Origin of the sequence: Streptomyces halobius, assembly GCF_023277745.1 — a bacterium.
Taxonomy (GTDB): domain Bacteria; phylum Actinomycetota; class Actinomycetes; order Streptomycetales; family Streptomycetaceae; genus Streptomyces; species Streptomyces halobius.
Map to the genome: position 1 here is coordinate 9183682 of NZ_CP086322.1, position 24603 is coordinate 9208284.

29 protein-coding genes and 1 pseudogene are annotated in these 24603 nt (G+C 68.2%); 24 read left to right on the forward strand and 6 right to left on the reverse strand.

The annotated features are described in order from the left end of the window. Nucleotides 1-47 precede the first annotated feature (47 nt). From K9S39_RS41535 to K9S39_RS41605, 14 genes are all read left to right on the forward strand, one after another. Entirely contained in the window at nucleotides 48-503 is a 456-nt protein-coding gene (locus K9S39_RS41535) for a hypothetical protein (RefSeq protein WP_248868483.1), read from the forward strand. A 104-nt stretch (nucleotides 504-607) separates the two neighbouring features. Beyond that, the gene (locus K9S39_RS41540; protein WP_248868484.1) at nucleotides 608-787 is read left to right on the forward strand and encodes a hypothetical protein; all 180 of its coding nucleotides are present in this window, start codon (nucleotides 608-610) and stop codon (nucleotides 785-787) included. Between the two features lie 115 nt (nucleotides 788-902). Then, nucleotides 903-1739 (forward strand): hypothetical protein, encoded by an 837-nt coding sequence (locus K9S39_RS41545; RefSeq protein WP_248868485.1) that lies wholly within the window; start codon nucleotides 903-905, stop codon nucleotides 1737-1739. Continuing rightward, on the forward strand, nucleotides 1736-2752 hold the full coding sequence (locus K9S39_RS41550; RefSeq protein ID WP_283113393.1) for an alpha/beta hydrolase: 1017 nt from the start codon (nucleotides 1736-1738) through the stop codon (nucleotides 2750-2752). The genes K9S39_RS41545 and K9S39_RS41550 overlap by 4 nt, the downstream gene beginning before the upstream one ends. After that, nucleotides 2749-3294, forward strand: coding sequence for a hypothetical protein (locus tag K9S39_RS41555; RefSeq protein WP_248868486.1), 546 nt, complete (start codon nucleotides 2749-2751; stop codon nucleotides 3292-3294). The genes K9S39_RS41550 and K9S39_RS41555 overlap by 4 nt, the downstream gene beginning before the upstream one ends. After that, entirely contained in the window at nucleotides 3291-4019 is a 729-nt protein-coding gene (locus K9S39_RS41560) for a class I SAM-dependent methyltransferase (protein WP_248868487.1), read from the forward strand. The genes K9S39_RS41555 and K9S39_RS41560 overlap by 4 nt, the downstream gene beginning before the upstream one ends. A gap of 24 nt (nucleotides 4020-4043) precedes the next feature. After that, nucleotides 4044-4223 carry a hypothetical protein gene (locus K9S39_RS41565; protein WP_248868489.1) on the forward strand — a complete coding sequence of 60 codons (180 nt, stop codon included), beginning with the start codon at nucleotides 4044-4046 and terminating at the stop codon, nucleotides 4221-4223. Continuing rightward, complete coding sequence (locus tag K9S39_RS41570) at nucleotides 4220-5938, forward strand: ABC transporter ATP-binding protein (protein WP_248868490.1); 1719 nt, start codon at nucleotides 4220-4222, stop codon at nucleotides 5936-5938. Before K9S39_RS41565 ends, K9S39_RS41570 begins: the two co-directional genes overlap by 4 nt. Then, nucleotides 5935-7389, forward strand: coding sequence for a phytoene desaturase family protein (locus tag K9S39_RS41575; protein WP_248868491.1), 1455 nt, complete (start codon nucleotides 5935-5937; stop codon nucleotides 7387-7389). The genes K9S39_RS41570 and K9S39_RS41575 overlap by 4 nt, the downstream gene beginning before the upstream one ends. Beyond that, complete coding sequence (locus K9S39_RS41580; RefSeq protein WP_248868492.1) at nucleotides 7389-7814, forward strand: hypothetical protein; 426 nt, start codon at nucleotides 7389-7391, stop codon at nucleotides 7812-7814. The genes K9S39_RS41575 and K9S39_RS41580 overlap by 1 nt, the downstream gene beginning before the upstream one ends. A gap of 26 nt (nucleotides 7815-7840) precedes the next feature. After that, nucleotides 7841-8014 (forward strand): hypothetical protein, encoded by a 174-nt coding sequence (locus K9S39_RS41585; protein ID WP_248868493.1) that lies wholly within the window; start codon nucleotides 7841-7843, stop codon nucleotides 8012-8014. A 392-nt stretch (nucleotides 8015-8406) separates the two neighbouring features. After that, nucleotides 8407-8622 carry an ArsR family transcriptional regulator gene (locus K9S39_RS41590; protein ID WP_248868494.1) on the forward strand — a complete coding sequence of 72 codons (216 nt, stop codon included), beginning with the start codon at nucleotides 8407-8409 and terminating at the stop codon, nucleotides 8620-8622. A 770-nt stretch (nucleotides 8623-9392) separates the two neighbouring features. Beyond that, the gene (locus K9S39_RS41595; RefSeq protein WP_248868495.1) at nucleotides 9393-9719 is read left to right on the forward strand and encodes a hypothetical protein; all 327 of its coding nucleotides are present in this window, start codon (nucleotides 9393-9395) and stop codon (nucleotides 9717-9719) included. Nucleotides 9720-10922: 1203 nt separating this feature from the next. Further along, the gene (locus K9S39_RS41605) at nucleotides 10923-11432 is read left to right on the forward strand and encodes a hypothetical protein (RefSeq protein WP_248869257.1); all 510 of its coding nucleotides are present in this window, start codon (nucleotides 10923-10925) and stop codon (nucleotides 11430-11432) included. Between the two features lie 30 nt (nucleotides 11433-11462). On the opposite strand, the gene K9S39_RS41610 is transcribed toward K9S39_RS41605, so the two are convergent. Further along, nucleotides 11463-11897, reverse strand: a complete 435-nt coding sequence (locus K9S39_RS41610; protein ID WP_248868496.1) for a response regulator — start codon at nucleotides 11895-11897, stop codon at nucleotides 11463-11465. Between the two features lie 410 nt (nucleotides 11898-12307). Here K9S39_RS41610 and K9S39_RS41615 point away from each other — a divergent pair, with 410 nt between their 5' ends. Both K9S39_RS41615 and K9S39_RS41620 read left to right on the forward strand, forming a co-directional pair. Beyond that, the gene (locus K9S39_RS41615) at nucleotides 12308-12499 is read left to right on the forward strand and encodes a hypothetical protein (RefSeq protein ID WP_248868498.1); all 192 of its coding nucleotides are present in this window, start codon (nucleotides 12308-12310) and stop codon (nucleotides 12497-12499) included. A gap of 7 nt (nucleotides 12500-12506) precedes the next feature. Next, nucleotides 12507-13280, forward strand: coding sequence for an IS5 family transposase (locus K9S39_RS41620; protein ID WP_248868499.1), 774 nt, complete (start codon nucleotides 12507-12509; stop codon nucleotides 13278-13280). Here K9S39_RS41620 and K9S39_RS41625 read toward each other — a convergent pair. After that, a complete protein-coding gene (locus K9S39_RS41625; protein ID WP_248868500.1) occupies nucleotides 13234-13743 on the reverse strand; it encodes a hypothetical protein in 510 nt (169 codons plus the stop codon). The genes K9S39_RS41620 and K9S39_RS41625 overlap by 47 nt on opposite strands. Before the next feature lie 356 nt (nucleotides 13744-14099). Then, complete coding sequence (locus tag K9S39_RS41630; RefSeq protein ID WP_248868501.1) at nucleotides 14100-15230, reverse strand: DUF6183 family protein; 1131 nt, start codon at nucleotides 15228-15230, stop codon at nucleotides 14100-14102. Nucleotides 15231-15509: 279 nt separating this feature from the next. Between K9S39_RS41630 and K9S39_RS41635 the strand changes: the two genes are divergently transcribed. The 6 genes from K9S39_RS41635 to K9S39_RS41660 all read left to right on the forward strand — a co-directional run bounded on the left by K9S39_RS41635 (nucleotide 15510) and on the right by K9S39_RS41660 (nucleotide 20928). Beyond that, nucleotides 15510-15968 carry a hypothetical protein gene (locus K9S39_RS41635; RefSeq protein ID WP_248868503.1) on the forward strand — a complete coding sequence of 153 codons (459 nt, stop codon included), beginning with the start codon at nucleotides 15510-15512 and terminating at the stop codon, nucleotides 15966-15968. Next, complete coding sequence (locus K9S39_RS41640) at nucleotides 15965-18160, forward strand: type IV secretory system conjugative DNA transfer family protein (protein ID WP_248868504.1); 2196 nt, start codon at nucleotides 15965-15967, stop codon at nucleotides 18158-18160. Before K9S39_RS41635 ends, K9S39_RS41640 begins: the two co-directional genes overlap by 4 nt. Nucleotides 18161-18168: 8 nt before the next feature. Continuing rightward, entirely contained in the window at nucleotides 18169-19113 is a 945-nt protein-coding gene (locus K9S39_RS41645) for a replication-relaxation family protein (RefSeq protein WP_248868505.1), read from the forward strand. 17 nt (nucleotides 19114-19130) lie between these two features. Then, nucleotides 19131-19466, forward strand: coding sequence for a hypothetical protein (locus K9S39_RS41650; RefSeq protein ID WP_248868506.1), 336 nt, complete (start codon nucleotides 19131-19133; stop codon nucleotides 19464-19466). Nucleotides 19467-19555: 89 nt separating this feature from the next. Next, complete coding sequence (locus tag K9S39_RS41655; RefSeq protein ID WP_248868507.1) at nucleotides 19556-20182, forward strand: hypothetical protein; 627 nt, start codon at nucleotides 19556-19558, stop codon at nucleotides 20180-20182. A gap of 2 nt (nucleotides 20183-20184) precedes the next feature. After that, on the forward strand, nucleotides 20185-20928 hold the full coding sequence (locus tag K9S39_RS41660; RefSeq protein ID WP_248868508.1) for a hypothetical protein: 744 nt from the start codon (nucleotides 20185-20187) through the stop codon (nucleotides 20926-20928). 151 nt (nucleotides 20929-21079) lie between these two features. Here the strand turns inward: K9S39_RS41660 and K9S39_RS41665 are convergent, their stop codons facing one another. The 3 genes and pseudogenes from K9S39_RS41665 to K9S39_RS41675 form a co-directional block, all read right to left on the reverse strand. After that, complete coding sequence (locus tag K9S39_RS41665) at nucleotides 21080-21667, reverse strand: hypothetical protein (protein WP_248868510.1); 588 nt, start codon at nucleotides 21665-21667, stop codon at nucleotides 21080-21082. A gap of 209 nt (nucleotides 21668-21876) precedes the next feature. Next, nucleotides 21877-21969 (reverse strand): annotated as a pseudogene (locus tag K9S39_RS43445) (IS5/IS1182 family transposase); the annotation flags it as partial. Nucleotides 21970-22285: 316 nt separating this feature from the next. Next, the gene (locus K9S39_RS41675; protein WP_248868511.1) at nucleotides 22286-22636 is read right to left on the reverse strand and encodes a hypothetical protein; all 351 of its coding nucleotides are present in this window, start codon (nucleotides 22634-22636) and stop codon (nucleotides 22286-22288) included. Nucleotides 22637-22956: 320 nt separating this feature from the next. Here K9S39_RS41675 and K9S39_RS41680 point away from each other — a divergent pair, with 320 nt between their 5' ends. Then, nucleotides 22957-23151 carry a DUF5708 family protein gene (locus tag K9S39_RS41680; protein WP_248868512.1) on the forward strand — a complete coding sequence of 65 codons (195 nt, stop codon included), beginning with the start codon at nucleotides 22957-22959 and terminating at the stop codon, nucleotides 23149-23151. Between the two features lie 84 nt (nucleotides 23152-23235). After that, nucleotides 23236-24252 carry a transposase gene (locus tag K9S39_RS41685; RefSeq protein WP_248868513.1) on the forward strand — a complete coding sequence of 339 codons (1017 nt, stop codon included), beginning with the start codon at nucleotides 23236-23238 and terminating at the stop codon, nucleotides 24250-24252. Nucleotides 24253-24603 lie beyond the last annotated feature (351 nt).

Genomic DNA, 24603 nt, shown 5'->3' on the forward strand with positions numbered 1-24603 from the left:
CCGCTGCTGTCACGCCCGCGGAAGCCCGCTGACGCTCCGCCGCCCGCATGGCCGATGGTAAAGCCCAAGTAAGCCTGGGCATTTACCGGAAGTCCGGCCGGGCCCGCGTACGGGAATCATCTCTCACTGTGACGACTGCCCCGTATTTCAGCGACCCAGTTTCCGTTATTTCGATCGTCGATATCGCGATTTCAGCGATCGCCGTGACATTTCTCTTTCCACCAGACTTCCCGCCGCCGGGTATTCCGCGCGGTGGCGGGATGTTCCCTGCCCCGACAACTCATGGAGAGGAGGAAAAACACATGCTGACGCAGAAGGTGAACGCCAACGCGTCCCTCAAGGGGGCGCTCGAGGCGGGCGCGCCCGCTCGCGGCACGGCTCCCGTCATGGCCACCCCGGCCCTCATCGCGACCCCCGTGATCGCCAAGGCCGCTGGTGCAGTGGTCGGTGCCGGTGCGGTGACCGGCGCTGCCTACGCGGCGTACAAGGTGGCCACGGGCTGAGCCCTGTGAGCCCCGGTTCTTGGGACTTCGGTTCTGGCAGACAGCGCAAGTGTCTGCCAGAACCGGAGCACTGTCCCATCTATCAGATTATTGGAGGATGCACCATGTCCGTGCTCGTTGAGAAGGTCAACGCAGGCGCCGGCCAGGCGGCCGACGGCTCGGTCGCTCCCGTGATGGCGACCCCCGCTGCGTTCGTGGCAGGCGTTGTGGCCGGCGGCAAGGTGTCCGCCGTCCTGACCGCCGCCGCCGGCGTCGGCGCCGCGGTCAAGTCCGCCCAGAAGTAACCGGGCGTTGGCGGGAAGCCTCCGGCGGTTCGGGGTTTCCCGCCTCTCCCTTTCACCGCCCCACGCCACCTCACGGCCCACGCCACCTCAACTGACATGCGACCAGGAACAGATCATGCTGTCACGTCTCCGCAGAGCCGCTGAGTCGGCGTGCGCGAAGCCGCTCACCACCGCCGAGCGGCTGTCCGCCGCCACGCACCTGCTGTCCAGCCTCGAGTACATCGTGCGCAGGACCGACCGGGAACCAGGCGGCCTGAACGACTGGGCCCACACCAGGGCCCAGGTCCCCGCCAAGACGAAGGCGATGCAGGCCGTCAAGGACTTCATCGCCCGCGAACCGGTCACCCAGGCGCTCCACGGCTCCCGTGCCCTGGCGGCGGCGGTGCTCATCTCACCGGTGAAGAACAACAAGGTGCGGATGGCCGCCAACGCCTACCTGGCGGGCAGTCAGCTCCTCATCTACCCAAGGCATTTGTTCGGCACTGATGGCTCCGACCAGGTGTCGTTCCTGGTACAGACCGCCGCCGCCCTCGGCCGGGCCGGCGGCACCGACGCCACCCGAACCGCCGCCGTGCAGTTCATCGGCGCCCAGACCGTCCTCTCCTACGGGGCGTCGGGGTGGGCCAAACTCCCCGGCGACGCCTGGCGGTCAGGCGACGCCCTCGCGAAGATCATGCGTACCCAGACGTACGGCGACGAGTGGTTCTACAACCAGCTGGAGAAGTACCCGGCCGTATCCCGCGCGGTCTGCCACACCGTGCTCGCCCTGGAATGCGGATTTCCGCTGCTGCTCCTCAAGAAGGGCAAGTACATCGACGCCGGACTGCTGGTCATGGGTGCCTTCCACGTAGCCAACGCCCGCTTCATGGGCCTGTCCCGCTTCGCCTGGGCGTTCGCGTCCACCTATCCGTCCGTCAGAGCACTCGCCAAGGGCACGGGGGAGGCGGCATGAGCCGGCTTACGTTCGGGAAGCTGACCACGGCCGGTCTGGCCGCGTGCCTGGCCGCCGGGCTCGCCCACCAGGGCTACGCCACCCTCGCCTCCCAGTCCGGCCACGCGGGCTTCGAACGGCGCCGCCTGCGCTGCGACAGCGGCAACCTCATCACGTACCACGTACGGCGTGGTGAGGCGGGCGGTCCGACGCTGGTGTGCGACGCCGGCTTGATGAACTCGTCCGCGGCCTGGCTGCTCGTCGCCGACCACCTCGACCCGGCGATCTCGGTGGTGCTGTACGACCGGGCCGGATACCGGTCGTCGCTGCGGCGCTGCCCGGAGGACTTCGCGCTCAGCGAGTCCGTGAACGACCTGACCGAAGTCATCGCCGACGCCGTCTCCAGCGACGGGCCGTGCGTGCTGGCCGGGCACTCCCTCGGCGGCTACCTCGCCCACCGCGCGGCCGCCGCCACCCCCGACCGGGTCCACGGACTGGTACTGGTCGACCCCACGCACCCGAATGAGCTGCTGCACTCCCGCAGGCAGCGCGAAGGCTCCCGCGGCGTGAACCTGACGATGAAGCTCGGCCCGTGGTCGTCGGTGTTCGGCGCCGGTCTGCTCATCGACAAGAAGGGCCTGTTCTCCTTCGCAGAGGGAAGCCCGCACCTGCGGGCGCTGCGTCTGGAAGGCTCCGCCTCCTCCACATGGCGCGCCGGGCAGCGCGAGTGGGATTACTCGTACGCCTTCATGCTCGACGGCGGCCGGCTCCTCGACCGGCTGCGGATCCCCGTCTCGGTGGTGGCGGCCGATTCGACCATGCGGGACACCCCCGAACACCAGGACCTGTACGACGAGTACATCGCGTCGGGCAGCGGGGGCCGGATCGTGACCATTCCCGGCTCCAGCCATCTGTCCATCACGGGCGGGGTCGAGCACGCCCCGCTCACCACCAGGGCGATCGAGGACGCGGTGGCGGCGGCCGCGGCGCAGTACGCCGGAGAAGACCGGCAGGAGCAGGGGGAGGCGGCGTGAGCAGAACGTCCACGGTGATGGAACGGGCGGTACCGGCGATCCTCGCCGGCTGGTTCGTGGCGTCGGTGCTGGGCCAGCACCCCGACCGCAGCTACGACAAGGTCCGCAGCGGTGACAAGACGGGCACGGGGATCCTCATCCCCAACTGGCGGTTCTTCGCGCCCAACCCGGCCGTGGAGGACCAGCACTTCCTCTACCGGCTCGCCAACGAGGACAAGACGGAGCACACCGAGTGGCGGGAGGTGTACTCCATCGCACCCCGCAAGCTGATCCACGCCTTCTGGTTCCCCGGCCGCCGCGCCGAGAAGGCCATCTTCGACGTGGCCTCCACCCTGCTGAACAACCCGGGTGCGATGACCCCGCTGCACAAGGAGGCCAAGGAGTCCGCGTACCGGCTCGTCAACGAGTTCGTCCGTCGGCGCCTCACTCCGGAGCCGGGCCTTCCGCTGTTCCAGGTGCTGCTGGTGCGCTACTCCGGCTACGACCACAGCGAAGACCCCAAGTACGACATGGTCTTCGACTACGAACAGGTGAACCCGTGACTCAGGACACGCAGGACGTGCAGTACGGGACCGCGGTCGCGTCCGTGTACGACTCGCTGATCGCTCCCGCCATGCCCGCCGAGGCCGCTGTCGACCGGCTCCGCCCGCACGTTACCGGTGCCCACGTCCTGGAGATCGGCGTCGGGACCGGCCGCGTCGCCATCCCTGTCTCCGCCATTGCCGCCCAGGTGGTCGGCCTGGACAACTCCCGGCCGATGCTGGACGAGTTCCGCGCCAAGACCGTCCCCAGGAACGTATCGCTGGTGCGGGCCGACTTCCGAGAGCCGCTGCCGGTCACCGGCCCGTTCGACGCGGCGTACTCCACCATGGGCTCGCTGGCGTGCGTGGACAACCGCGAACAGCTGACGGCCGCCCTCTCCCACGTACGCGAGGTGCTGGCGCCGGGCGCGACCCTGTCGCTGGAGTACTACGCCACCAACGCCTACCGGCCGCTCGTGAAGCAGCACACGGTGACGATGCCCACCCCGCACCACGGCGGCACCACCACCTTCACCGTCACCCTCGACGACGCAGACGTCCTCACCATGGGCACCCGCATCGACGAAGACGGCAAACCGCCCGTGGAGTTCAGCGAACACGTCCTCCTCCTCGAACGCAACGAGGTCGAAGTCTGCCTGAACCTGGCCGGATTCACCGTCGAGCACGTGTACGCGGCCGAGGGCATGCAGCCCTACGACTGGTACACCGCGCGCGCCACTAAGTAGGCAGGGAAGGGAGGGGGTCCGGCAGTGCTGACAGCAAGCCGTCTGACGTGGTTCGCCATCGCGTTCGCCTTCGCCGTACCGAGCACCCTGGTGATGTTCCGCGAGAACGGCGTGGTCACCCGGGACGCGTGGATCAAGAGCTTCGTTTTCGCCGCGACCATCGCCGCGGTCATCGCGGTCGTCCTCGATAAGGGCAGCCAGTGAACATTTCCGTGATCATCCGCCGCCACCGGCTGCTGCTCGGCGCCGGCACCCTCCTCGGCCTGGCCGGCACCGCCGCCACCCTCGTGCAGCCCCTCCTCATCGGAGGCCTGATCGAAGCCGTCGCGACAGACCGGCCGGTGCTGTGGCCGATCGTGTCCATCGCCGCCCTGTTCGCTGCCGACGCACTGCTGGCCGCGACCCACTTCTATCTGATCGGCCGCGCCGGGGAGAACATCGTCCTCGACATGCGCACCACCCTCACCGGCCGTCTCCTGCACTCGCAGATCCGGGCGTTCAACAAGCTCGAGCACGGTGATGTGTTCACCCGTACCGTCGCCGACACCTCCCTCGCCCGCATCGCCCTGTCTTCCTCCGTCGCCCAGATAATCACCTCCGGGTTCACCACCATCGGCTGTATAGCCGTCATGGCATGGATCGACTGGCAAATGCTGCTGGTCACGGCCGGCTGCCTCGGTGCCGCCTCGACGATCGCCCTCGGGCTGGCCCGCGCGGTCCGCAAGGCGGCAGTGGCGAACCGGGAGGACACCAGCGCCTACGGCTCCGGACTCCTGCGGGTGCTGGGAGCGTTGACCACCGTGAAGGCGTCCCGGGCCGAGCAGCGCGAGGAGGAGCGCCTCCACACTCTCGCCGACGCCGCACGCGGCAGCGGTATCCGCGTCACCCGACTGTCAGCGATGCTGATGCCCGCCATGAACGTCGGTACGCAAGTATCCCTGGCTGTGGTGATCGCCTGGGGCATGGCGCGCACCGCCACCGGGGCCCTCCCGGTGGCGGACCTGACGGCGTTCATCATGTACCTGTTCTATCTGGTGTCTCCCCTGGTGATGCTGTTCATGTCGCTCGGGGAGTTCCAACAGGGCCGGGCCGCCATCGACCGGGTCCAGGACCTGGCCGCCATCGACCAGGAGGAGACCGGCGACGCGACCGGCTCCGGCACCGTCGCAGGGGCACCGGCGGTCGAGTTCGAGACCGTCACCTTCAGCTACAGCGACACCGCGGCCCCCGCCGTGAACGACGTGTCGTTCTCCCTGCCCGCCACCGGAGTGACCGCGATCGTCGGCCCGTCCGGCGCCGGCAAGACCACCCTGTTCCAGCTCGTCGAGCGCTTCTTCACCCCCGACCGGGGCACGATCCGCCTGGCCGGAACCGACACCGCGAGCATGCCGCTCGGCGAACTGCGCGCCCGGATCGGTCTCGTCGAGCAGGACTCCCCGCTGATGCGCGGCACAGTGCGGGAGAACCTCACGTACGCCCGCCCGGACGCCACCCTCGAGGACATCGCCGAGGCGGTGGAGGCGGCCCACCTGACCGAGGTCGTCGACGCCCTGCCGGACGGCCTGGACACCGAGCTCGGCGAAGGCGGCACCGGCCTGTCCGGCGGGCAGCGGCAGCGCCTCGCCATCGCCCGCGCCCTGCTGACCCGGCCCGATGTGCTGCTCCTCGACGAAGCCACCTCGAACCTCGACTCCGACTCCGAGACGGCCCTGCGCGACGCCATCACCACCATCGGCGCCCGCTGTCAGGTCCTCACCATCGCGCACCGCCTCTCCACCACCATCGGCGCCGACCGCATCCTCGTCATCGAGGACGGGCGACTGCGCGCCAGCGGTACGCACGCCGAGCTGATGGACGGCGACACCACCTACCGGCGGCTCGCCGGCCGACAGCTCGCCCCCGCCGGAGCCGCCTCATGACGGACGCCGCGATCGTAGGCACCGGGCCCAACGGGCTCGCCGCCGCCGTAACCCTCGCCCGAGCCGGACTGAGCGTGTCCCTGTTCGAGGCGGCCGACACCATCGGCGGCGGCCTGCGCACCGAACCGCTCTTCGACCAGGACGTGGTGCACGACATCTGCTCGGCCGTCCACCCGATGGCCGCCGCCTCCGCATTCTTCCGCCGGTTCGACCTGCCGGCGCGCGGAGTGCGGCTGCTGCAGCCCGACATGCCGTACGCACACCCCCTGCCCGGCGGGCGGGCGACGGCCACGTGGCGCAGCATCACCCGCACCGCCGACCACCTGGGCGCGGACGGCCCGCGCTGGGCACGGCTCATGGGCCCCCTGGCCACCCGGTCCCGGGCCGTCGTCGACCTGGTCCTGTCCAGCCAGCGCACCCTGCCGCCGGATCTTCTGACACCTCTGCTGCTCGCCCCCCGCGTTCTGGCCCACGCCACCACCCGTACACCGTTCACCACGGAGCCGGCGCGGGCGCTGCTGGCGGGCGTGGCCGCGCACGCCGTCGGCAAGCTCCCGTCGGTCGCGTCGGCGGCGGTCGCGATGCTCCTGGCGCACACCGCCCACAGCAGCGGTTGGCCCCTTCCCGAGGGTGGCAGCGCCCGCATCGCCGATGCCATGGCGGCCGACATCACCGCACACGGCGGCGTCTTCCACACCGGACACCGCGTCAGGGACCTGTCCGAACTCGGCGACTTCCCGCTCGTCCTGCTGGACGTCAGCCCCAAGGAACTCCTGGCCATCGCCGGTGAGCGGCTGCCCTCCGGCTACCGTCGCGCCCTGCGCCGCTTCCGCTACGGCCCCGGCGCGGCGAAGGCCGACTTCCTCGTCTCCGGCCCCATCCCGTGGGCCAACCCGCTCGTGCGGCAGGCCGGCACGGTCCACCTCGGCGGCACCCGGGCCGACATCTTCCGCCAGGAAACCGCCACCGCCACGGGCAACCCGGTCCCCGACCCGTTCGTCCTGGTCGTCGACCCCGCCGCCACCGATCCGTCCCGGGTCGCGGGGGACAGACGGCCCGTATGGGCCTACGCCCACGTCCCCAACGGCGACACCCGCGACCTGGTCGACCTGATCCGTCGGCGCATCGAGGAGTACGCACCGGGCTTCACCGACACGGTCATCGCCTCCCGTGGCCTCTCGGCCGCCCAGTACGCGGCGTACAACCCCAACTACGTGGGTGGGGACATCGCCGCGGGAGCCATGACCCTGCGCCAGTCACTGGCGCGCCCGACGGCGCGCTGGGACCCGTACACGACGCCGCTGCGCGGGGTGTACCTGTGCTCGGCCTCCACCCCTCCCGGGCCTTCCGTGCACGGCATGTGCGGCCATCTCGCGGCCCTGTCCGCACTCCGCCGCCACGGCATACGGACCTCGCCCGACCTATCCCCCCAGAAGACGGAGTTGATCTGATGCATGCTCGCATCCCGGTCGCCGCATCAGCCGCCGTCGGCGCCCTACTCACCGTCGCCACCCCGGCCACCGCCGCGGACGACAGCAAGCCGGCGCGGACCGTCGCGTGGTCGGCCGGACACGAGACAGCCACCGCTACCGGAGAGCGGTGGATCGAGCAGCCCCGCTCCCTGGTGATCAGCGGAAAGCTGTCCAACACCGGTGCAGGCTGCTATTCGGTGTGGACCCGGTTCATCAACGACTTGGCCCCTGGCCCGCTCCGGAAACAGGCCGAGGTCTGCGGCCCTGGCACCGTCGGTGTCAAGGCGCGGCAGGCCTACCAGCTCACCACCACCGGCCAGCTCACGGTGTGCAAGGGCGCCGAAAACGCCAAGGACTGCGGTCCCTGGCAGTACATCACCTCGTGGCCCGTCAACCGAGACTGACCACGCCTACCGAAAGGAAAAGCAGCATGAACGGCATCGACAAGAACGACCTGGACGAGGTCATCGCCAAGACCTTCAACGAGGTCAAGACCGCCGTGAACACGCACAGCGAGAAGAGCATCCAGATGTACAGCCATGCTCTGCGGGCGCTGGTGGAGCTGCGGCAGCAGATCCTGTCCGAGGAGCGTGTTGGCAGCTAGCCACCGCGAAACGTCGGTCCTCAGGACCTGATCGTGGTCTTGAGGACCGGCGCTGTCGTCGGGGGAGACTGCCCCTGCCCGGCAGCCGGTCAAACCGGGACGTGAACACAGCCCGCCATGCGTTTCGACGCCGGCCACATCAAGCATGGCGTCACGCAGGGCGGATAACGACGGTCCTGGTCCGGCACGCTGATCGGCGTTCTGGCGGTCCGCATCTGCATGAAACCGGTCAATGGCGCTGCCGCCGACCGCGAAGGAATGGGGCTGCATCAGCGGACTCTCCAGATGACCGGCATACCGTCAGGTCATGCGTGGGGTAAGAAGAGTTACCTTGAGCGCCATGAAGCGAGCAGTCCGGCGCTGTGGCCCTCATAAAGGCACTAGGGCACCCTGTGCGCCTGCGCCTTGTTCAGGCCGTCATTCAGGGACCGTGCACGGTCCGGGAGCTAAGCGCTCTCGACGGCACCGGAACGAGCGGTCAGCTCTACCACCATCTGCGCTTGCTTACAGACGCCGGGTGGCTGCATAGCCCCCACCGCGGGCAGTACGCCATCACCGAAGAACGGGGCAAGCGCGTGCTCCTGGCTATCGCTGCGGCCAAACATTGACGTCCGCCTGATCTGACTTGAGTGCTCTTCAATCTTGAGGAAGGGCTCGCCGGCCCCCTCTGGGTCCAATCCATGCCCCGCCGAATGCGCCAGAACTATGCGACACGGTCGCTCGGCGATGGGCCACACGATTACTTCTGTGAACCCATCGAGGAGCGGATCTATGTCCTGCGGACGCCGGCCTGCGGCGACAACCATCACGGTCCAGGCCTTCAGCTGTGATCGGTCACGAAAACGCCTGGAGGCCACAGCTTCGGCTCCGAAATGCGCGAGAGATAGGGATCTGATCCTGCCCGGCGCAGGCGACCAGTCCAGTGCCTGAGTGAAACCCGTCACGCTGGCCGGTGCGCCTCAGCCTCGGCCCCCTTCATCAACAGCCGGAAGAAATGAATCCGGATATCGCTTGCTCGCAAAGGGGGATGGCCGAAATGATCTCTTGCGAGTCTGGCCCGATCCGTGATGATGTTTCCTTACTCGAAGCGGTTGCACTGTCCCTCAGCAGAGCGTGACTGCGCTCGCGCCTGCTTTGCGAGGAAGGAAATGAGGGGGAGGAAAGGTGCAGCAGGCGGCTGCAATTGCCGAACAGTCCGTCACATCTTTCGTAGCACCTGGCCTCGTTGAGCTTCCAGGGGATCGCTGAAGGCAGGGCGCGCCCCCCTCCTCTGCCCGTCCCAGGCTTGCGACGCAGACGACTGGGTTTCGAATGCTACATCCGAACAGTCTCCACCAGCGCACCGCACTGGACGATTCACGAACAACAAGGAGCAAAAATGCGCAAGTCCTTTTTCGTGGCAAGCTTCACAGCTGCAGCTCTCATCAGCTTGGCGCATACGGCCACTGCAGCACCTGTGACACAGTCAGGAACGGGTATCGAGAGGTCAACCGACGCCTCTGCTTCATTTGAAGCTCGTGGGTGGGTGCCTCCGGCCGGATACTTTCTTGAAAATAAGCTCGTAGGGTGGGACGAGGCTAGCTGCCGAAAGGGAGGAGACAAAGGAAAGGCCCAAGGAAAATGGCGTCAGTACATCTGTCACGAGGAGATGGTGAAGGTCGCCGACGTCTGGGTTCTTGCGCAGGCTCTGTACGTCAAGAAGTAACCATGACTGGGCGTTTCCGTAGCTGATGGCGCTGGTGGGAGTGGTTGCGCTTGCGGCACCTCAGGCCGATCAGCCCTACGGGGACGCCGTTCGAAGCGACCCTGGCGGGTTCTGCCGGATGTGGAGTTGACCCCCTGGTTCGCCAGCTCTCGGTGGGGCCTCCGCGTCACCGAGAGAAGCACAGCTCATTACATAGGAAAGCCTGCGATTGTCATTACCGCATGGCCAGCCCGGTACCTGCGAGTAGGATTCTCGGGCACGTCGGCACGGAGCCCGTCCTCTGTAGGCGATTGCGCAGATGTCTGCCAAGTGGCAGCTCTCCAACTCTGTCAGCAAATGCACCGTAATCGGTGTGTTGTGACAGCCTGATTGCGGCCATGGAGAGTGCGAGCTTCGTTTATTCCGTCGCGTGCTTCCTGCTCCTATCTCGCCCCCCAGTCACGACGCTCCCGGCCGCCGACGATGATGCCGGTCACTAGCAGTGGCGTCAGAGCTGCCGCGGACGCTTTGTGCGCTGGGCAGATGACGATCACGAACGAGGTGGGAGCAAGTCAGCGGGAGGAGACGAAGCCCGGTGACTGGTCTAGGTGGAGTGAGTACCGGCGCTCTCAGGTGCCCATCCTTGATGCGAGCGGAGTGATCACCATTGTGGGTCACGGGAGTCTCCGCGGGCTCGACAGCATAGGTAAGGGGAGACCAGAGCCTGATCGTAGGTCGGCCTTCCGCGAAGCCTCCATGGGTAGGTGGTGCTGTCAGCCTTTATGCGCCGCGATCCCTTATTCACCCGTGCCTTGACGTGCGGGTCTCCCCTGTCGAGATCAGCCTCTGAGCCACTGAAGCAACTCGTGGACGGGTGTGGCGTTGGGCTGATCGTGGAGATCATCTCACTCAACACCGTGAGTTCATCGAGGCGTTCACCGGGCTGCGCCCTCGCCAGTTCCCATGCTTGGTCCATGCAGTCCAGCGCGAGGGCGGCCGGGCTTTACCCGGATCGGCCAGGCCGCCCATGGGTTTTGACGCTGGAGGACCGGGTCCTGCTGGTGGCGATGTACTGCCGCACCAACCTCGCCATGCGCCAGCTCGCCCCGCTGTTCAGAATCTCCCCTGGCGCGGTCGGCCGGATCATTATTCGACATGGGCCCTTGCTGGCTGGCGCCGGCCAGGCACAAGCCAGGGAGACGTCAAGGCCTCATCATGGACGGTATGTTGGTACCCACTCGGGACCGGACAGTGTCGGCCTCGTCGAAGAACTACCGATACTCGGCGAACCTCCAGGTGCTGGTCAAAACGGAGACGCCGCTCGTACTGGCCGTCGGTCGGCCGCTGCCGGGCAATCGCAACGACTGCACCGCCTTCGCGGAGTCCGGTATGAAGGCTGCTTCGTCGATCGCCCCTCGTGCCAGGGCTCAGAGCATGTGGTTTCCGGGGCGACGCAAGGAGAAGGCCGTATTCGACATTTGCTGCGAGGTTGCCGACGCAGAAAACCCTACGTCTCTCCCGGCGCATCGGATTTTGGCGGCTTTCGTTTCCCGCAGTATTGAAGAGAGGGATCCCATCTGGTCCGAGCTGTCCGGATTTCAGTTCCTGCTCGCGCAATACAGCGGCCACGATGACTCAGAGGAGCCGGAGTATGTGTTCGTCTCCCCGTTCATTTCGAGTCCTGCGGCCGCCGGTTCGGAAGCGGCCGTCCAGGACGGCGCCGCCGGCAATTAGTGGGGCGGGGCGCAACTGGCCTGTTCTGCTTCAGTCCGTTCCTGGAACTGAGCCTTCGGAACTCACAGCGTCAGCGACGAGAGAAGGATCGATATAGCGGTCCCCTCTGTGTACCCTGCGGATGATCTGGGCAAGCTCGTGGGCCGAAGCCGACTTGGGCACGAACGCATTGACGCCAACTTCCAGAGCACGTTTGAGGTGGCCGGGCAGATCGTGAGTGGCAACAACCACGGTTTTGCATGCTGGGAGCGCTTCGTGAATGGAGGCCGCAGCGTTGATGCCGTCACGCTCCGGCAACCGTAGATCGAGGACAGCAACGTCCGGATGGTCTCGGCAGGCCAGGGACTTTGCCTCTGAACCGGAAGTGGCTGTGGCAACCACTTCCAAATCCTCCTCAAGGGCCAGTAGCGCGGTGAGCGCGTCCCGTATGCGGTGGTCGCCATCGGCGAGCAGAACACGGATCACGGGTACTCCCTCTGGGTAGTGGCAGGCAGACAGTCCCTTCTGCGGGAAGGACATGATACCCAATCTGCCGACTTACTCATTCCATCTTTGGCTGTACGGAGCCAGCCACAGTAGCGGGTTTTCGGCCACCGTAAGCGGAATGTTCAATTCAGCACCTCGCCATCCAGAGTGATCCGCGTCATATGCACATTCCGCAAAATGCTGCATTCATTCTCCAAGAGGCAGTCTTCGCGCAGATGCGGAATGTGTTCTACCAATAGCGAATCGGGCGGCAGGTCCCCTGTGGGCCAGTGTGAATGCGGTCCGCTTGGTGGCGAGAGCAGACGCCTTCCAGTTGCAATCGAAGAATGAGAAACAGGGAGCCCGTATGAATGACATCGTTTCTTTCCTAAACCACGACGCGAAGACAGGTGAAAATCGAGATCGAGCAGACCGAAGGAATTGTTTTCGCGGAGCAGGTGCCGGTGCTAGCCGCCCTCACCGCTGCGGTATTCACGGCCGGTATTTATCTACGCGACCACGAATGCCCTGTTCGGCTGATCGATTTGTTCGCGGCGCGGCCATCAGGGCCACCTGGCCGGGCGCGGCACCCGAATCGCTGAGTGGGCCGTGGTCCGGCCGCTGTTGCCGGTGCCGGCCTGGCTGCGTGGCCGGGGCGGGCAGCCGGAGACGTACTGCCACCGGGCGATGCTGGACGCGATCCGCTACCTGGTGGACAACGGCATCAAGTGGCGGGCGATGCCGGTGGACTTCCCGCCGTGGGACCGGGTGTATGCATTCTTCCGCCGGTGGCGCGACCACTGGCTGGTCAAGGAGTTCCACGACCGGCTCCGAGCGAAGGTCCGCGAGGAGCTGGGGCGGGACGCGGAGCCGACGGCCGGGGTGATCGACTCGCAGTCCGTCAAGGCGGATGCCGTCGTCGGATCCGATAGCCGTGGCTTCGACGGCGGCAAGCTGATCAATGGGCGCAAGCGGCACGTCGTGGTCGACACGCTCGGCCTGCTGCTGGGGGTGATGGTGACCGCCGCGGACACCGGCGACCGCGCCGCCGCCCGGGTGCTGCTTGCGCAGGTGGCCGACGCACATCACCGGCTGGCCCTGGTCTGGGCCGACGCCGGCTACACCGGCAGCCTCATCGAGTACTGCTTCGCGGCACTGGCGCTGGTCGTTTCGATCGTCAAGCGCAGCGACGACCAGAAGGGGTTCGTGGTTCTGCCCAAGCGGTGGATCGTCGAGCGGTTCTTCGCCCACCTGATGCGCACCCGCCGCCTGGCACGCGACTACGAGCGCCGCACCACCAGCGCCGAGGCGATGATCTACTGGTCGATAACGCTCCTCATGAGCCGTCGCCTGGCCGCGAGGCGACGGGTTGGGGAAGCGTGAACCGGCCGGGCGCGGACTCGGCCAGCCAGCCGCGGGCAACCAGGCGTTTCGCCTTCGACCGCAGTGCCTCCACCTTTGCCGGCACCACGTCCATGCCGAACACCGAGGCCATCTCCTGGCAGGTCAGCGGCCCTTGATGCAGGCGATGCCGGTCCGCGAGCGCCTGCAGGATGCGCTGGTAGTCGACCGACAGCACCGACCAGGCCAGCCCCTCACGCCACACCGGCACCTGCGACTTCGGCCTCGCCGCATCCCGCAGCTCCCGGGCGGCCTCCGCATCGGCGTTGCCGTTCTCCGGAACCAGCACCGCGCCGACCCGCGAGCGGGCGATGGCCCATTCCTTCCATTCCTGCTCGGCCAGGGCCAGCTCGGCCTGGATGCGGTCGGCTTCCTCCCGCAGCTCGTCCACCCGGCGTCGAGCGGAGAGTTCGTGCTGTTCCAGCAGTCCCACGACCGACGACATCCGCAACCTCCACAGGAGCGACGACACGACAGCCCACCACTCCCACGGGATCGCCAGCCCTATGCCCCACCAGCGAAAACGCAGCCCTCAAGCCCGGAAAAACAACAGCTACTAAGACGCGCTGTAGCCGACACCGCCGCTCAGCGGCTCCCCGAGGGACACCACCGCTCGCGGCGAACCAGATTACCTGAGATGAAGAGCGAACCAGACCAGATCACTTGAGGCAGGGGCCAGATCGGCAGAGACGGGACAGTCCGGTCTGCCGCCCGCAGCGGACACCTCACTTGTCCTTTGCCATTGAAGCCAGTCGATGTGCCATCCAACCCAGCCGACGCGTGGCCTTGCAGTCGGCGTGGTCAGTCCGTGTCCGTTGCTGCCAGCACCGCAAGGCCCCGGCGCTGGGGCTCCAGGACGGCCAGTCCGATATCCCACGCCACGTCCTCGAACCAGTTGGTGGTGGCGCCGAAGCTGTACCAGTCGCACGTCTGCACCCGGGACTCAGCCGCCGTCGCCGAGGCTCCTGACTCAGCTCCCGTCAGGGCTGTCATGGACTGCCATGCGGCTAGACGCCCGTAGGCACCCTGCAGGCCATTGTTGTATGCGCCTCCCGTTGAGGCGGCGGAAAAGAGCAGTCGCCACGCCTGGGCAGCCGAGCACGGGGCAACCGCGGAGGGGGCCAGCCCGTCCAAGCATTCCTCGTCCAGGGCCGCCAGGATGCCTGGCACGGCATCGATGGTGACGGGCTCCGCGAGGGCGAACGTTGCGGCCGCGATCCGTCCGTTGGACTCTTGAGACCAGTTCGTCACCGCCGCTGAGATGGCCTCCACCGCGGATTTTGTCGTGGTCCGCTTCACCGCGTGCACATGGGCGATCGGCTCCACGGCCGGCTCGCCGTGCGCCTCAGCCCGTCCCGACGGCAGCGGCCAGGACGCGCCGCGAGCGTGGTACCTCGGAAGCCCAGGTTCGCCTTCGGTCTCAAGCCGCGACAGCGGCAGCCAGGCCAGAGAGTGCCGGGCCCACTCCACCGAGGACACCCAGCGTGCGACCTCGGGCAGTTCGGCCACCTCGGCGCCTCGGAGTACCAACTCCTGTACGAGGCAAGCACGCAACTCCACCATCGGCTCGGCAGACGGGGCAGATTCGGCGAACACCGCGGCCAGTAGTTGCGGAGGCTGCTCGGAGGCCAGCTGGGACGCAGCCGCGCGGATCTGCTTTCGGGTGCCGGTGGCGATTATCAGCCGCACCGCCTGTGCGATGTTCTCCCGGCCGGGAGTAGTGGTGAGCAGCTGCAAGAGGCTCCCGAAGACGCTCCGGTACTGCCACATCCGTTCGCCGGTGGTCCCATATCGGGCGTGCAGAGCGGTCCCCAGGTCGGCGACGAAGGCAGGGTCGCCGTCACCAAGCCGACGTTCGGCCAGCTCCACTACGGGGTCGGCGTCTTCCAACTCCGTCAGGTTTGCCACGATCGCTTCTATGTTGTCCGGCATGCCCAGAGCCTATGTGGGGTCGGACACAGACGATCGCCGGGTCCGGCGTTACTGCCATTGCCAATGAACGGCCCGTGAGCCGACTGGGTTGGATGGCAAATCGACTGGCTTCAATGTCCAAGGACATCACTGTCAACGGCCGCCGACTCCAAAGGTAAAGAAAAAGAAAAGTCGAGGGGGTGCTGTCCGAATCGGCCTTCCAGCCGCACTTGGTCCTGGTGAAAGGACCGCAACCGCTGGAGGACCCATGCAGTACACCCACCCCGCCCGGAGCCGGGCATGAGCGCCGAGCTGCCCGGTGTGGCAGCCGCCCGCGACGCCGCACACGTCATTGCCGCGAGCTCCCCCTACCTCGCAGCCCTCATCCTCGCCGGAGCCGTCGCCGCCGGGATCGTCAGCCTGCGCCGCCGCCGGCATGCGGACGCAGCCCTGGCCCACCGGGCCTGTGTCGAGCTGGTGCCGACGTCCACGTTCAACCCCGGCCTGGAAGAGGTCGGCCGGGCAGCCCACCAGTTCGCCCGGATCCATCACGCGGCCGGCGCCCCGGCCCGCGGCTCCGCCGCCCGCCTGCGCTACACCGTCACCGACGGCCAGATGCGCTGCTACCTCGAAGGCCCGGCCGACGCGGCCGCGGTGATGCGCATGCCGGCCTACTCGGAGGTCGAGGTCCGCACCCCCCACGCCAGCGCCGACATCCACCCCGTGCACTTCTCCCTGGCCAAGGAGGCACGGCGATGACCCTCATCGACTTGACCAAGCCCCACCAGCCCTCGCCCGCCACCGACGCGGACGCGGACGCGCCGCAGTACTTCGAGCGCGCCGAGCTCATCCTGGCGCTCCCCGACGCCAAGCCCCTCGCGTCCCTGGGCTTGAACCCCGACCCGCTGCAGCCTCTGGCCGCCGCCTTCGCCGACGTCCGCAGTGAGGAGGGCGAGCAGGCCGAGGTGTGCCTGGACCTGATCCCGGTCAGCGAACGCCGCCTCGCCCGCCGCCGCCGCACCCTGCTCGCCGCCGCCCGCCGCCGCGGACCCTCCGCCTACGGCGAGCGCCTCACCACGGTCAGCGCCGCCGGCCTCGGGGCAAGCCTCATGGACGCCCTGACATCCGACTGGAACGGCAACCGCTCCGCACGCACCACGAACCGGGTGCCGCGACAAAGCGACGTCCGCGACAGCGTCGGCAAGTTCACCCCCGGCGGCGCGGTCTTCGCCGTCCAACTCCTGCTGCGCACCACCGCCCGCCACCCCCAGGCCGCCCGCGCCCGCATGAACCAGCTGCTCGCCGCCCTCGCCTCCACCAGCGGGGAAAACTACTTCCGCCCCCACCGCCCCAAGACCCGCCGTGCCATCGCCCGCTTCGACCACCGCATGGCCACCGGCCAGTTCGCGCCCCGCCGTCGGCAGTGGCTGACCGCCCCCGAACTCGCCGGATTCCTCAAGCCCCCCACCGCCCGCTGCTCGGGCAGCAACGTCATGCGCTCCGGCGGTATCGTCCCGCCCGCCCCGGCCACCCTGCCCGTCTACACCGGACAGCCCGACCTCGTCCCGCTCGGCGCCGTCGTCTACCCCGACGGCCGCGAACGCATCGGCGCGGCCCGCATCAAGGACCTGCTGTTCGCCCTCTTGCTGGGCAAGTCCGGTCACGGCAAGACCGAGGAGGGCCTCGTCCAGGCCATCGCCCTGGCCCACAACGGCCACGGCACCTGGTTCCTCGACCCCCACGGCGAAGCCTGGACGCGCGCACAGCCCTACATCGTCCACCCGCACCTGCAGGACCGGGTGTGGGAGATCAACCTGGCCACCCCCACCCCCGACCAGCGCGTGGTGTCGTGGAACCCGCTGTCGATGGAGGGGCGCGACGCCACGCACGTCCAAGAAGTCGTCCGCGCGGTCACCGAGGGCATCGCGGCCGCGCAGGACTGGGGCGACAAGGCACCGCGCGCCCGCACCATCCTGGCGCGCACCGTCCAGGCCCTGGCCCTCCTCGCGCTCCAGGCGGTCGCGGCCGGCCGCCCCGATCTGCAGCCCACCCTCTTCCAGATCCGCTCCTGGCTGACCGACGACCGCTGGCGCGAAGCCCTCCTGCCCCATCTACCGCCCACTGTGCAGAAGTACTGGACCACGACGTTCCCGAAGCTGGCGGAGAACGCGGTGCCCACGGTCACCTACGCCATCGACCGCCTCGACACCTCCGACTCGCTGCGCGCCTTCTTCGGCTCCCCGCGCTCCGGCTACGACGTCCGCACCGCCATGGACACCGGCCGCATCGTGTTCATCTGCCCCTCCGGCTCCGAAGCGGACGCGCTGGTCTCCTGCCTGCTCATCCACGACCTGCACCGCGCCGGCCTCTCCCGCCAGGACACGCCCCGCGAAGACCGCAAGACGTTCTGGGCCTGGGGCGACGAACTCACCGCCCTGGACTCCTCCTCCAAGGGCTTCCTCGCCGCCATCGCCGAACAACTCCGCAAGTACGAAGTGCGCTTCGTCGGCATGACGCAGATGGCACTGCGCCTTTCCGCAACCACCCGACAGGCGCTGCTGCAGAACCAGTCGATGCTCTCGACCTGCGCCGCCGACTACGACGAAGCAGCCTTCGTCGCCCGCCGCTGGAACGGGCACGTCACCGCCGAAACCATCACCGAACTGCCCAAATACCACTACCTGATGTCGATCGCCCTCGACGGCCGCCCCACCAAACCCTTCCGCGTCCGCGGCCTGCCCGTCGACGAACTCTTCGCCCACTACTACAACCCCGACAGGCTGCCCGCTCTTCGCCAGGCCATCGACACCAACACCCGCCGCCGCGCGGTCGGCGAGATTCTCGACGCCCTCGAAACCCTCGACGACGACATCCGCGCGCTGTTCACTGCACGCCCCGCCCTGCCGGCCGCCGGCGGCCCCGGCGACGACCAGCACACCCACCTCGGCTAGGAGCCACCATGCCCTACCCCCACCCTGTCCCCGCCGGCGTCAGCGTCACCGGCCAGCACGCCCTCGACGCCCTCTACCAGCACCGCCTGGTCTCCACCGGCCAACTCCACCGCCTGATCACCCCGCAGAACACCAGCTCCGAATACCTCCGCCGCCAGCTCCAGAGCCTGCGCAGCGACGGCCTGGCCGATTGCGTCAACCGCCGCCGCCACGGCCAGAGCGAACTGCTGTGGTGGCTGACCGAAAACGGCGCCGAAGCCGTGGAAGCCACCGGCCTGCTGGCCAAACGCCCCTACCGCATGAGCCGGCAGGCAGCCGCCGGCCCCCTGCAGGAGCACACCCTGGCCACCGTCGAAACCGGCACCGCTTTCGTCACCCACGCCGCCCGCCTCGGCCACGAATGCGGGCCCCTCGACTGGACCCCGGAGATCGCCCACTACTACCGCGCCGAAGACCGCCCCGGCGAGGAACTGTCGCTGATCCCCGACGCCGTTCTCCACTACGTCCACACCGAAGCCGACCGGCGCACGCTGCTCACCTTCTTCATCGAGGTCGACCGCGCCCAGATGACCGTGGGCCGCCTCGCCCAGAAACTCCACGCCTACGCCGCCTACCACGCCTACGCCCCGCAGCCGGCCACCCGCGCGGCACGCACCACCACCGCCAAGCCCCAGCTGGCATGGCGCAGCCGCTATCCCCTCTACCCCCGCGTCCTTCTCGTCCTCACCGGCGCCACGAGCGCGCGACTCCAAAGCCGCATCAACGACCTGCGCAGCCTTGCCGCAGCCGACCCCCGCCTGCCCACCGCCGGCATCAAGGCCGGCATCACCACACTCGACGAACTGCGCGACCGCGGCCCCTTCGCCCCCATCGTCACCCCCGTACTCGGCCCAGCCACCCCGACCGACGTCTGGCTCGCCCCCACCACCGCGCCTGCCGCCACCGCGGCCTGACCGACAAGGACACCCCCATGCTCTGGTTCACCACACCCAACCCCCCGGCTCCCGCACCCGCGCAGCCCCACCAGCCGGCCTGCACCGACCTGGACGCAGCGGCCCGGCCGCACACCCCGCCTATCGCCGAAATGCTCGCCCTGTACCGCCACACCCGCCCGATAGGGACGCTCGCCGGACAGGAACAGTCCGCGGAGGAGTACCGGAGGATCGCCCGTTCCGTCATCCACCACATCTATGAGGGCTGGCAGCAGCAGACCGGCGGCCGCGGAAGCATCGACGACCTTCTCCTGGTCCCCCGCGCCCCCACCACGGCCCCGCCGCAGGCGGACAGAGCCCGCATCCCGCACTGAAAAAAGCGGTGGCCGCGAAGTCATCACCTCCGCGGCCACCAAACGCCGTTCAGCGTCTGCACTCCCTGCTAGGAAAGCGCATCCTCATCATGCCTGACACCACCGGCGACCACCACACCGAGGAATCCGGCCCGGCACGACCAGAATTCACCCTCGTCCTCGACCCGAGCGACCAGGAGTGCCACACCACCGCCTCCCGCCAGCTGCGCCGCAGTGAAGACTTCCTCGCCGCCGCCCACCACATGATCACCAGCGGCTACCACCCCAAGGCCGGCACCACCACGCTGCGCCTGGCCAAGCTCTTCGCCGCCCGCATGCGCACCAGTCGCAACGGACACTTCGCCTTCGCCGCCGACGCCACCGCCCGCGCCCTCGGCGTCTCCCGCCGCACCGTGATGTACGCCGCCAAGCACCTGCGCGAGCTCGGCCTGATCGCCTACGTCGAACACGGCACCAAGGCCAACGTGCGGCGCACCAGGGGCGCCTGGAAGCCCGGCGACGGATACCGCGCCACTGCCACGATTTTCGCTGCCGTCGCCCCGCCCGCGTACGACGAAGCCCGCGGCCGTCGCCTGTCCGGACACGGCTACCACGCCCGCATCATCGGCGTCACCTCCCACGGCCGTCACCGCGCTATCGCTGAAGCCCGCCGCAAGGCCACCCAGACCGACCGGACGCGTTGCACCCCTTCTGTGGTGGTCTCTACAGACACCTAGAGGTGCAGGTAGACGGGGGTATTAACTACACCTCGCGCACGCGCTCGAGGCGCAAAACCCCCACCTCCCACCACCACCGCACCACCCCGCAGCGCTGCGCCCGGCACATCACCGCCACCGAGCAGCTCCAGACGGAGATCTGGTGGCTCCACCGCACCTGCTCACGCAAACTCGCCTACGCCCTGCGCCCCCTGCTCGACGCCGGCTGGACCGCCCAGGGCCTGGCCGCCGAACTGCGGACCTGGGGCGTGCCCGGACATCTCCGCAACCCCATCGCCTACATCCACCACGAACTGGCACGCCGCCAGCACACCGGAGACCTTCCCCCCACCCACGCCGCGCCCCAGCCCGCCAAAACCCCTGCCGCGGACGAGAACGCCGAGCGCTACACCGCCCTGCTCCGCTCCCTGGATGGCCCCAACACCCCCGCCTGGCAGCACTACGAGGCCGAGCTCCGCCCCGGCCTGCGCAGCGCTCTCGCGGCCCGTCGCGCCGAGGTGCCGGCGCAGCCGCCCCGGCACGCTGCGCGCCTGCGCGAACCGGAGAGCCATTTCTGGCAGTCGCTCGCAGCCCCTACCAGCGCCTCTCCGCTAACGTACCGGCGACGCACTCGTGGTGCGTGCCCACCGCGTCAGCCGGACGCGGAAGCGCGCGAAGGGTGGATGGAAGCCCTGCGCGACCAGCAGGCAGCCGAACGCGCCTTCGCTGCCCTGCGTGCCGAACTGGACGAGCGAGCCGGCCGATGACCAGTTGGACCGAGGGTAGGTTTCATCGTTTGCTCCACGGTTTGCTCCACGGTTTGCTCCACGGTTTGCTCCACGGTTGGTTTCATCGTGTGACCGAGAGTTGGACCGAGGGTGGGAAACCCCCTTTGACGCCGTGCCTCATTGATGCAGGTCAGACCCGGTGGGCAGGCCCTTTCGCCGCGCGGACATCTCTTCCTACGCGGTAGCCGGAGGAAGAGAATCCTTGTTTGGTGTGCCGCGCGGGCCCTGCCACGGCCGACCGGTCGGCCGGCGCCCGCACCCCTGCGACCCCGGCCGCGCCGCCCGCGTCCAGCTGGCCACGTTCATGCTGCGGGTCGGTGTCCCGCAGTGCCGTACCGCTGTGCTGGCGCGCCTCTGTTGTCAGCCGGGCCGCCGAAGCGAGCGTGCCGGGTCCGAAGAGCATGAGCCACAGGGCGATCATGTCGGTCTCTGTGGCGATGAAGTACGTGGTCAGGCTCACCTCTGCCAGCAGGACGGTGAGCAACCACCGCACCAGGGCCGTGTGTGATGAGCGTGCGAAGGGGGGAAAGACGGCCAGTGCGACACCATAGGCACTGACGGCGACCAAAATCGCCACCGGGCCCAGCAGGAAGGTGAGCAAGAGAGCGCCCAGGGAAATGGCAGCAATGGCCCAGCTGAGTCTCTTCAAGGGGCCCTGGACTCCCATAGCCGTGATAGCGCCCCCCAAGCCGAGCAATGCGACGATGGTCAGCAGCACTTCTTCTCCTGATGATTTTACTGAGTTCTGTGGATCGATATGAGCGGGGGCCCGCCCGCATCTTCCGCGAGAGATCCCGAAGATGCGGGCGGGCGAAGATCAGACCATTGACCGTCGGCTACTGGCCACTAGCTACTCCAGCACCCCCGACACAACACCCTCACACGGAAACGGACATCACTTCACGAACCGCCCACTAAGAAGCCGTCTCATTTGGTGAGTCGGCGGTAGCAGATAAGAGCGGCAGCGATGCCGACGAAGGCGAGGAAGTGCTCGGCTTTGCGTTCGTATCGGCGGTGGAGGTCGAAGAGGGCTGGCCGGCGCCGGTGGTCGGCCTGCTTGCAGCGCCCTGAACAGAAGCGAGCGTCGGAACGACGCTCCAGGCCCGCCAACCAGGTGACCCCGCAGACCGGGCACTCCCTCGTCTGCATCCGGGAGGAGGCGTCACGGAGCGCGCGTACGGTCCGGGCACCAAGGTCACGCGAGCTGACGGCAGTGTGTGTCCACTGCCGGCCACAGCGCCCATCGGCTGGCGCACCGCGCTGAAGGCGGCGAGCGGCGCTCGTGATGCCGGGTGTGGGCATCGCGAGCGCCGCTCGGGGGAGTGGGGCGGGGCCTTCAGTCTCTCGGGAGACGGAGGCGGTTGCGGCCGGACGGGCGCCGGGCCTGGGCGTTGCGGTGGGTCCAGCGCCAGCGGTTCGTCAGGGCGAGGCCCGCACCCATCACGAGGGCTGCGCCAACGATCAGGGGCGGGCCGACTGCGAAGCCGGCGAGGAGGAGGCAGTATCCGGCGGGCAAGAGCCAGCGGAACCAGGGCTCCCCGGGTTTGCGCAGCGCGTCCCAGACCAGGCCCGCCAGCAGCGCGAGGGCGATCACGGCGCCGATGACGGGCACGCCGGCCGGGGTGACGTTCACCGCGAGCGTCGTCGACGTCATCGCGCTGCCTCCCGCCACGCTGTCTCCCTCCATGCCGCCGCTCCGCATGTCGCAGCCGTCACCAGACCGGCCAAGGTGGCCATCCCCGATGCTGACCGTATCGAGTCAGTTGATCATTGCGGGACAGCCCTTAGCGACGCGGCTGGCGCGCCGGTGAGCGGCTTACGGGCCGCCCCACGATTGATCGCGGGGCGGCCGTGACATGACGAAGACCGCGACTTCCGGTCCATCGAAGTGTGTAGTGCGCATCTCATCCGTCGGGTTGAGGTTGCGCCCCGCGTCCCCACCTAGGGTTGTGAGCGAGCAACAGCCCTGGACGCCAGGGATGAAGCGACCTCAAGGAGATCAGCCACGTGGCTCCCGCCTCGAAGAACATCGTCGAGGGCGCAGTCTGCGCCGTCATCGGAGTTGCGCTGGGCTTGTTCACCGAGGATGTCCACATTCCCGTCTTTACGCTCACGAAGGTGGGCGTGGTGCTGATCGCTATCGGTGGCATACAGCTGCTTTACGGCGTGTACCAGGCGTTCGGCGCGCGGAGTGTGGAGTAGCGGACGGCCGGGCAGCGGCATACCGCTTGGACCGTGCTGCCTTCACGGGTTGCCTCGCGATTGATCTTGTTCACAGGTGGGGACATGGCGAAGGCCGTGCGAGTTGTCTGGGGTGTGATGCTCAGTCAGGCCCGCACGGCCATGTCCCATTCTGCCTTCTGCGGCCTGTCGGAGGAGCACCTGGGCGAGCTGGCCTCCGAGCTCGCCGCGCGCTGGGAGGCGCGATGTGAGTCCGGACGGCACGACCGACGTGGGGGTTCCCGTCGCCGGGAGGCGGGGGCCGGACCGAAGTACGGACTGGTCTTCGTCGACCGGCTGCTGGTGACGCTGGTGCACCTGCGGACCGGGCTCACCCACCAGGCCCTGGGAGTGGTCTACGGGGTGGGCTCGTCCACCATCGGCCGCGCGATCGGTGAGATCCGTCCGCTGCTCGCCGAGCGCGGATTCGCCGTCCCGGACCATCCTGGGCTGCGGCTGCGCACGCTGGAGGACGTGTTCGCCTACGCCGAAGCCGAAAACGTCACCCTGCGGATTGACGGGATGGAGACCCAGGTCCGCCGCCCGAGGGCGGGCAGACCCGGCCGGCGCGCGTTCGTGTCAGGCAAACGGAAGCAGAACACCATCAAGACGACCACGATCAGTGACGGGCACGGGCGCACCCTGTGGTCCGGGGCAGTGCGGCCGGGCCGGATGCATGACCAGACCTCGGTGCGCACCGAGGGCATCGCCGAGCAGTTCCGTCGGCACCCCACGGTCAAAGCAGAGGTCGACGACGGCTATCGGGGTCTGGCCATCGAGTTCCCCGGCCAGGTCTTCGCCCCGCCGAAGAAACCGAAGGGGGCGGATGACGACGCGCCGTTGACCGAACGGTATGGCTGGCGCGAGATGAAGCGCCGCCAGTCCTCGCGTCGCATCTGTGTCGAACACGCGAACGCCGAGCACCGCCAGTGGCGTCCGCTTCAGCGGTACACCGGACGCCGCGAGACCTACGGCGAAACCCACCGCGCCGTCGCCGGGCTGGTCTCTGCCCGCGCCGCCCGCAGGCCCACCCGGCACAAGCCAAGCACCGAACTCGTGCCCGTCCGCCCGGCGGCCTGCTGAATCACGCATCAGCCGAATCGCCAGGCCAACACACCCCAACATCAATCGCGGGGCAGCCCGTTAGCTGCGGGACGCACAGAGGCGCCCCGCAGGACGCCTCTGCCGTCTCCCCTCGCCGTGTGTGCACCCTGTTGTTACGCACCCGATTCCAGGCGACCGGCAGGAAGCCCGCGTCGGTGACGAAGTTACACAGATATCAGAGGCGACTAATTGAAGCCGAAGCAGAAAGAGGGCACGAACCGCGCCTCGCACTGGCCCGGTCGCCTCTGGTACGCATTCGCGGCGACCTGCGCGTCCCGGTGGCCTTGGCCGTCAGACGCGGGCGCGGGACGGTCGTGGCGCAACTGCGCG

Excerpts from the sequence above, each read along its gene's own strand:
- K9S39_RS41535 (WP_248868483.1), top strand. The coding sequence starts at position 48 with ATGGCCGATGGTAAAGCCCAAGTAAGCCTGGGCATTTACCGGAAGTCC.
- K9S39_RS41540 (WP_248868484.1), top strand. The coding sequence starts at position 608 with ATGTCCGTGCTCGTTGAGAAGGTCAACGCAGGCGCCGGCCAGGCGGCC.
- K9S39_RS41545 (WP_248868485.1), top strand. The coding sequence starts at position 903 with ATGCTGTCACGTCTCCGCAGAGCCGCTGAGTCGGCGTGCGCGAAGCCG.
- K9S39_RS41550 (WP_283113393.1), top strand. The coding sequence starts at position 1,736 with ATGAGCCGGCTTACGTTCGGGAAGCTGACCACGGCCGGTCTGGCCGCG.
- K9S39_RS41575 (WP_248868491.1), top strand. The coding sequence starts at position 5,935 with ATGACGGACGCCGCGATCGTAGGCACCGGGCCCAACGGGCTCGCCGCC.
- K9S39_RS41580 (WP_248868492.1), top strand. The coding sequence starts at position 7,389 with ATGCATGCTCGCATCCCGGTCGCCGCATCAGCCGCCGTCGGCGCCCTA.
- K9S39_RS41585 (WP_248868493.1), top strand. The coding sequence starts at position 7,841 with ATGAACGGCATCGACAAGAACGACCTGGACGAGGTCATCGCCAAGACC.
- K9S39_RS41595 (WP_248868495.1), top strand. The coding sequence starts at position 9,393 with ATGCGCAAGTCCTTTTTCGTGGCAAGCTTCACAGCTGCAGCTCTCATC.
- K9S39_RS41605 (WP_248869257.1), top strand. The coding sequence starts at position 10,923 with ATGTTGGTACCCACTCGGGACCGGACAGTGTCGGCCTCGTCGAAGAAC.
- K9S39_RS41625 (WP_248868500.1), bottom strand. The coding sequence starts at position 13,743 with ATGTCGTCGGTCGTGGGACTGCTGGAACAGCACGAACTCTCCGCTCGA.
- K9S39_RS41630 (WP_248868501.1), bottom strand. The coding sequence starts at position 15,230 with ATGCCGGACAACATAGAAGCGATCGTGGCAAACCTGACGGAGTTGGAA.
- K9S39_RS41635 (WP_248868503.1), top strand. The coding sequence starts at position 15,510 with ATGAGCGCCGAGCTGCCCGGTGTGGCAGCCGCCCGCGACGCCGCACAC.
- K9S39_RS41640 (WP_248868504.1), top strand. The coding sequence starts at position 15,965 with ATGACCCTCATCGACTTGACCAAGCCCCACCAGCCCTCGCCCGCCACC.
- K9S39_RS41645 (WP_248868505.1), top strand. The coding sequence starts at position 18,169 with ATGCCCTACCCCCACCCTGTCCCCGCCGGCGTCAGCGTCACCGGCCAG.
- K9S39_RS41650 (WP_248868506.1), top strand. The coding sequence starts at position 19,131 with ATGCTCTGGTTCACCACACCCAACCCCCCGGCTCCCGCACCCGCGCAG.
- K9S39_RS41655 (WP_248868507.1), top strand. The coding sequence starts at position 19,556 with ATGCCTGACACCACCGGCGACCACCACACCGAGGAATCCGGCCCGGCA.
- K9S39_RS41675 (WP_248868511.1), bottom strand. The coding sequence starts at position 22,636 with ATGGAGGGAGACAGCGTGGCGGGAGGCAGCGCGATGACGTCGACGACG.
- K9S39_RS41685 (WP_248868513.1), top strand. The coding sequence starts at position 23,236 with ATGGCGAAGGCCGTGCGAGTTGTCTGGGGTGTGATGCTCAGTCAGGCC.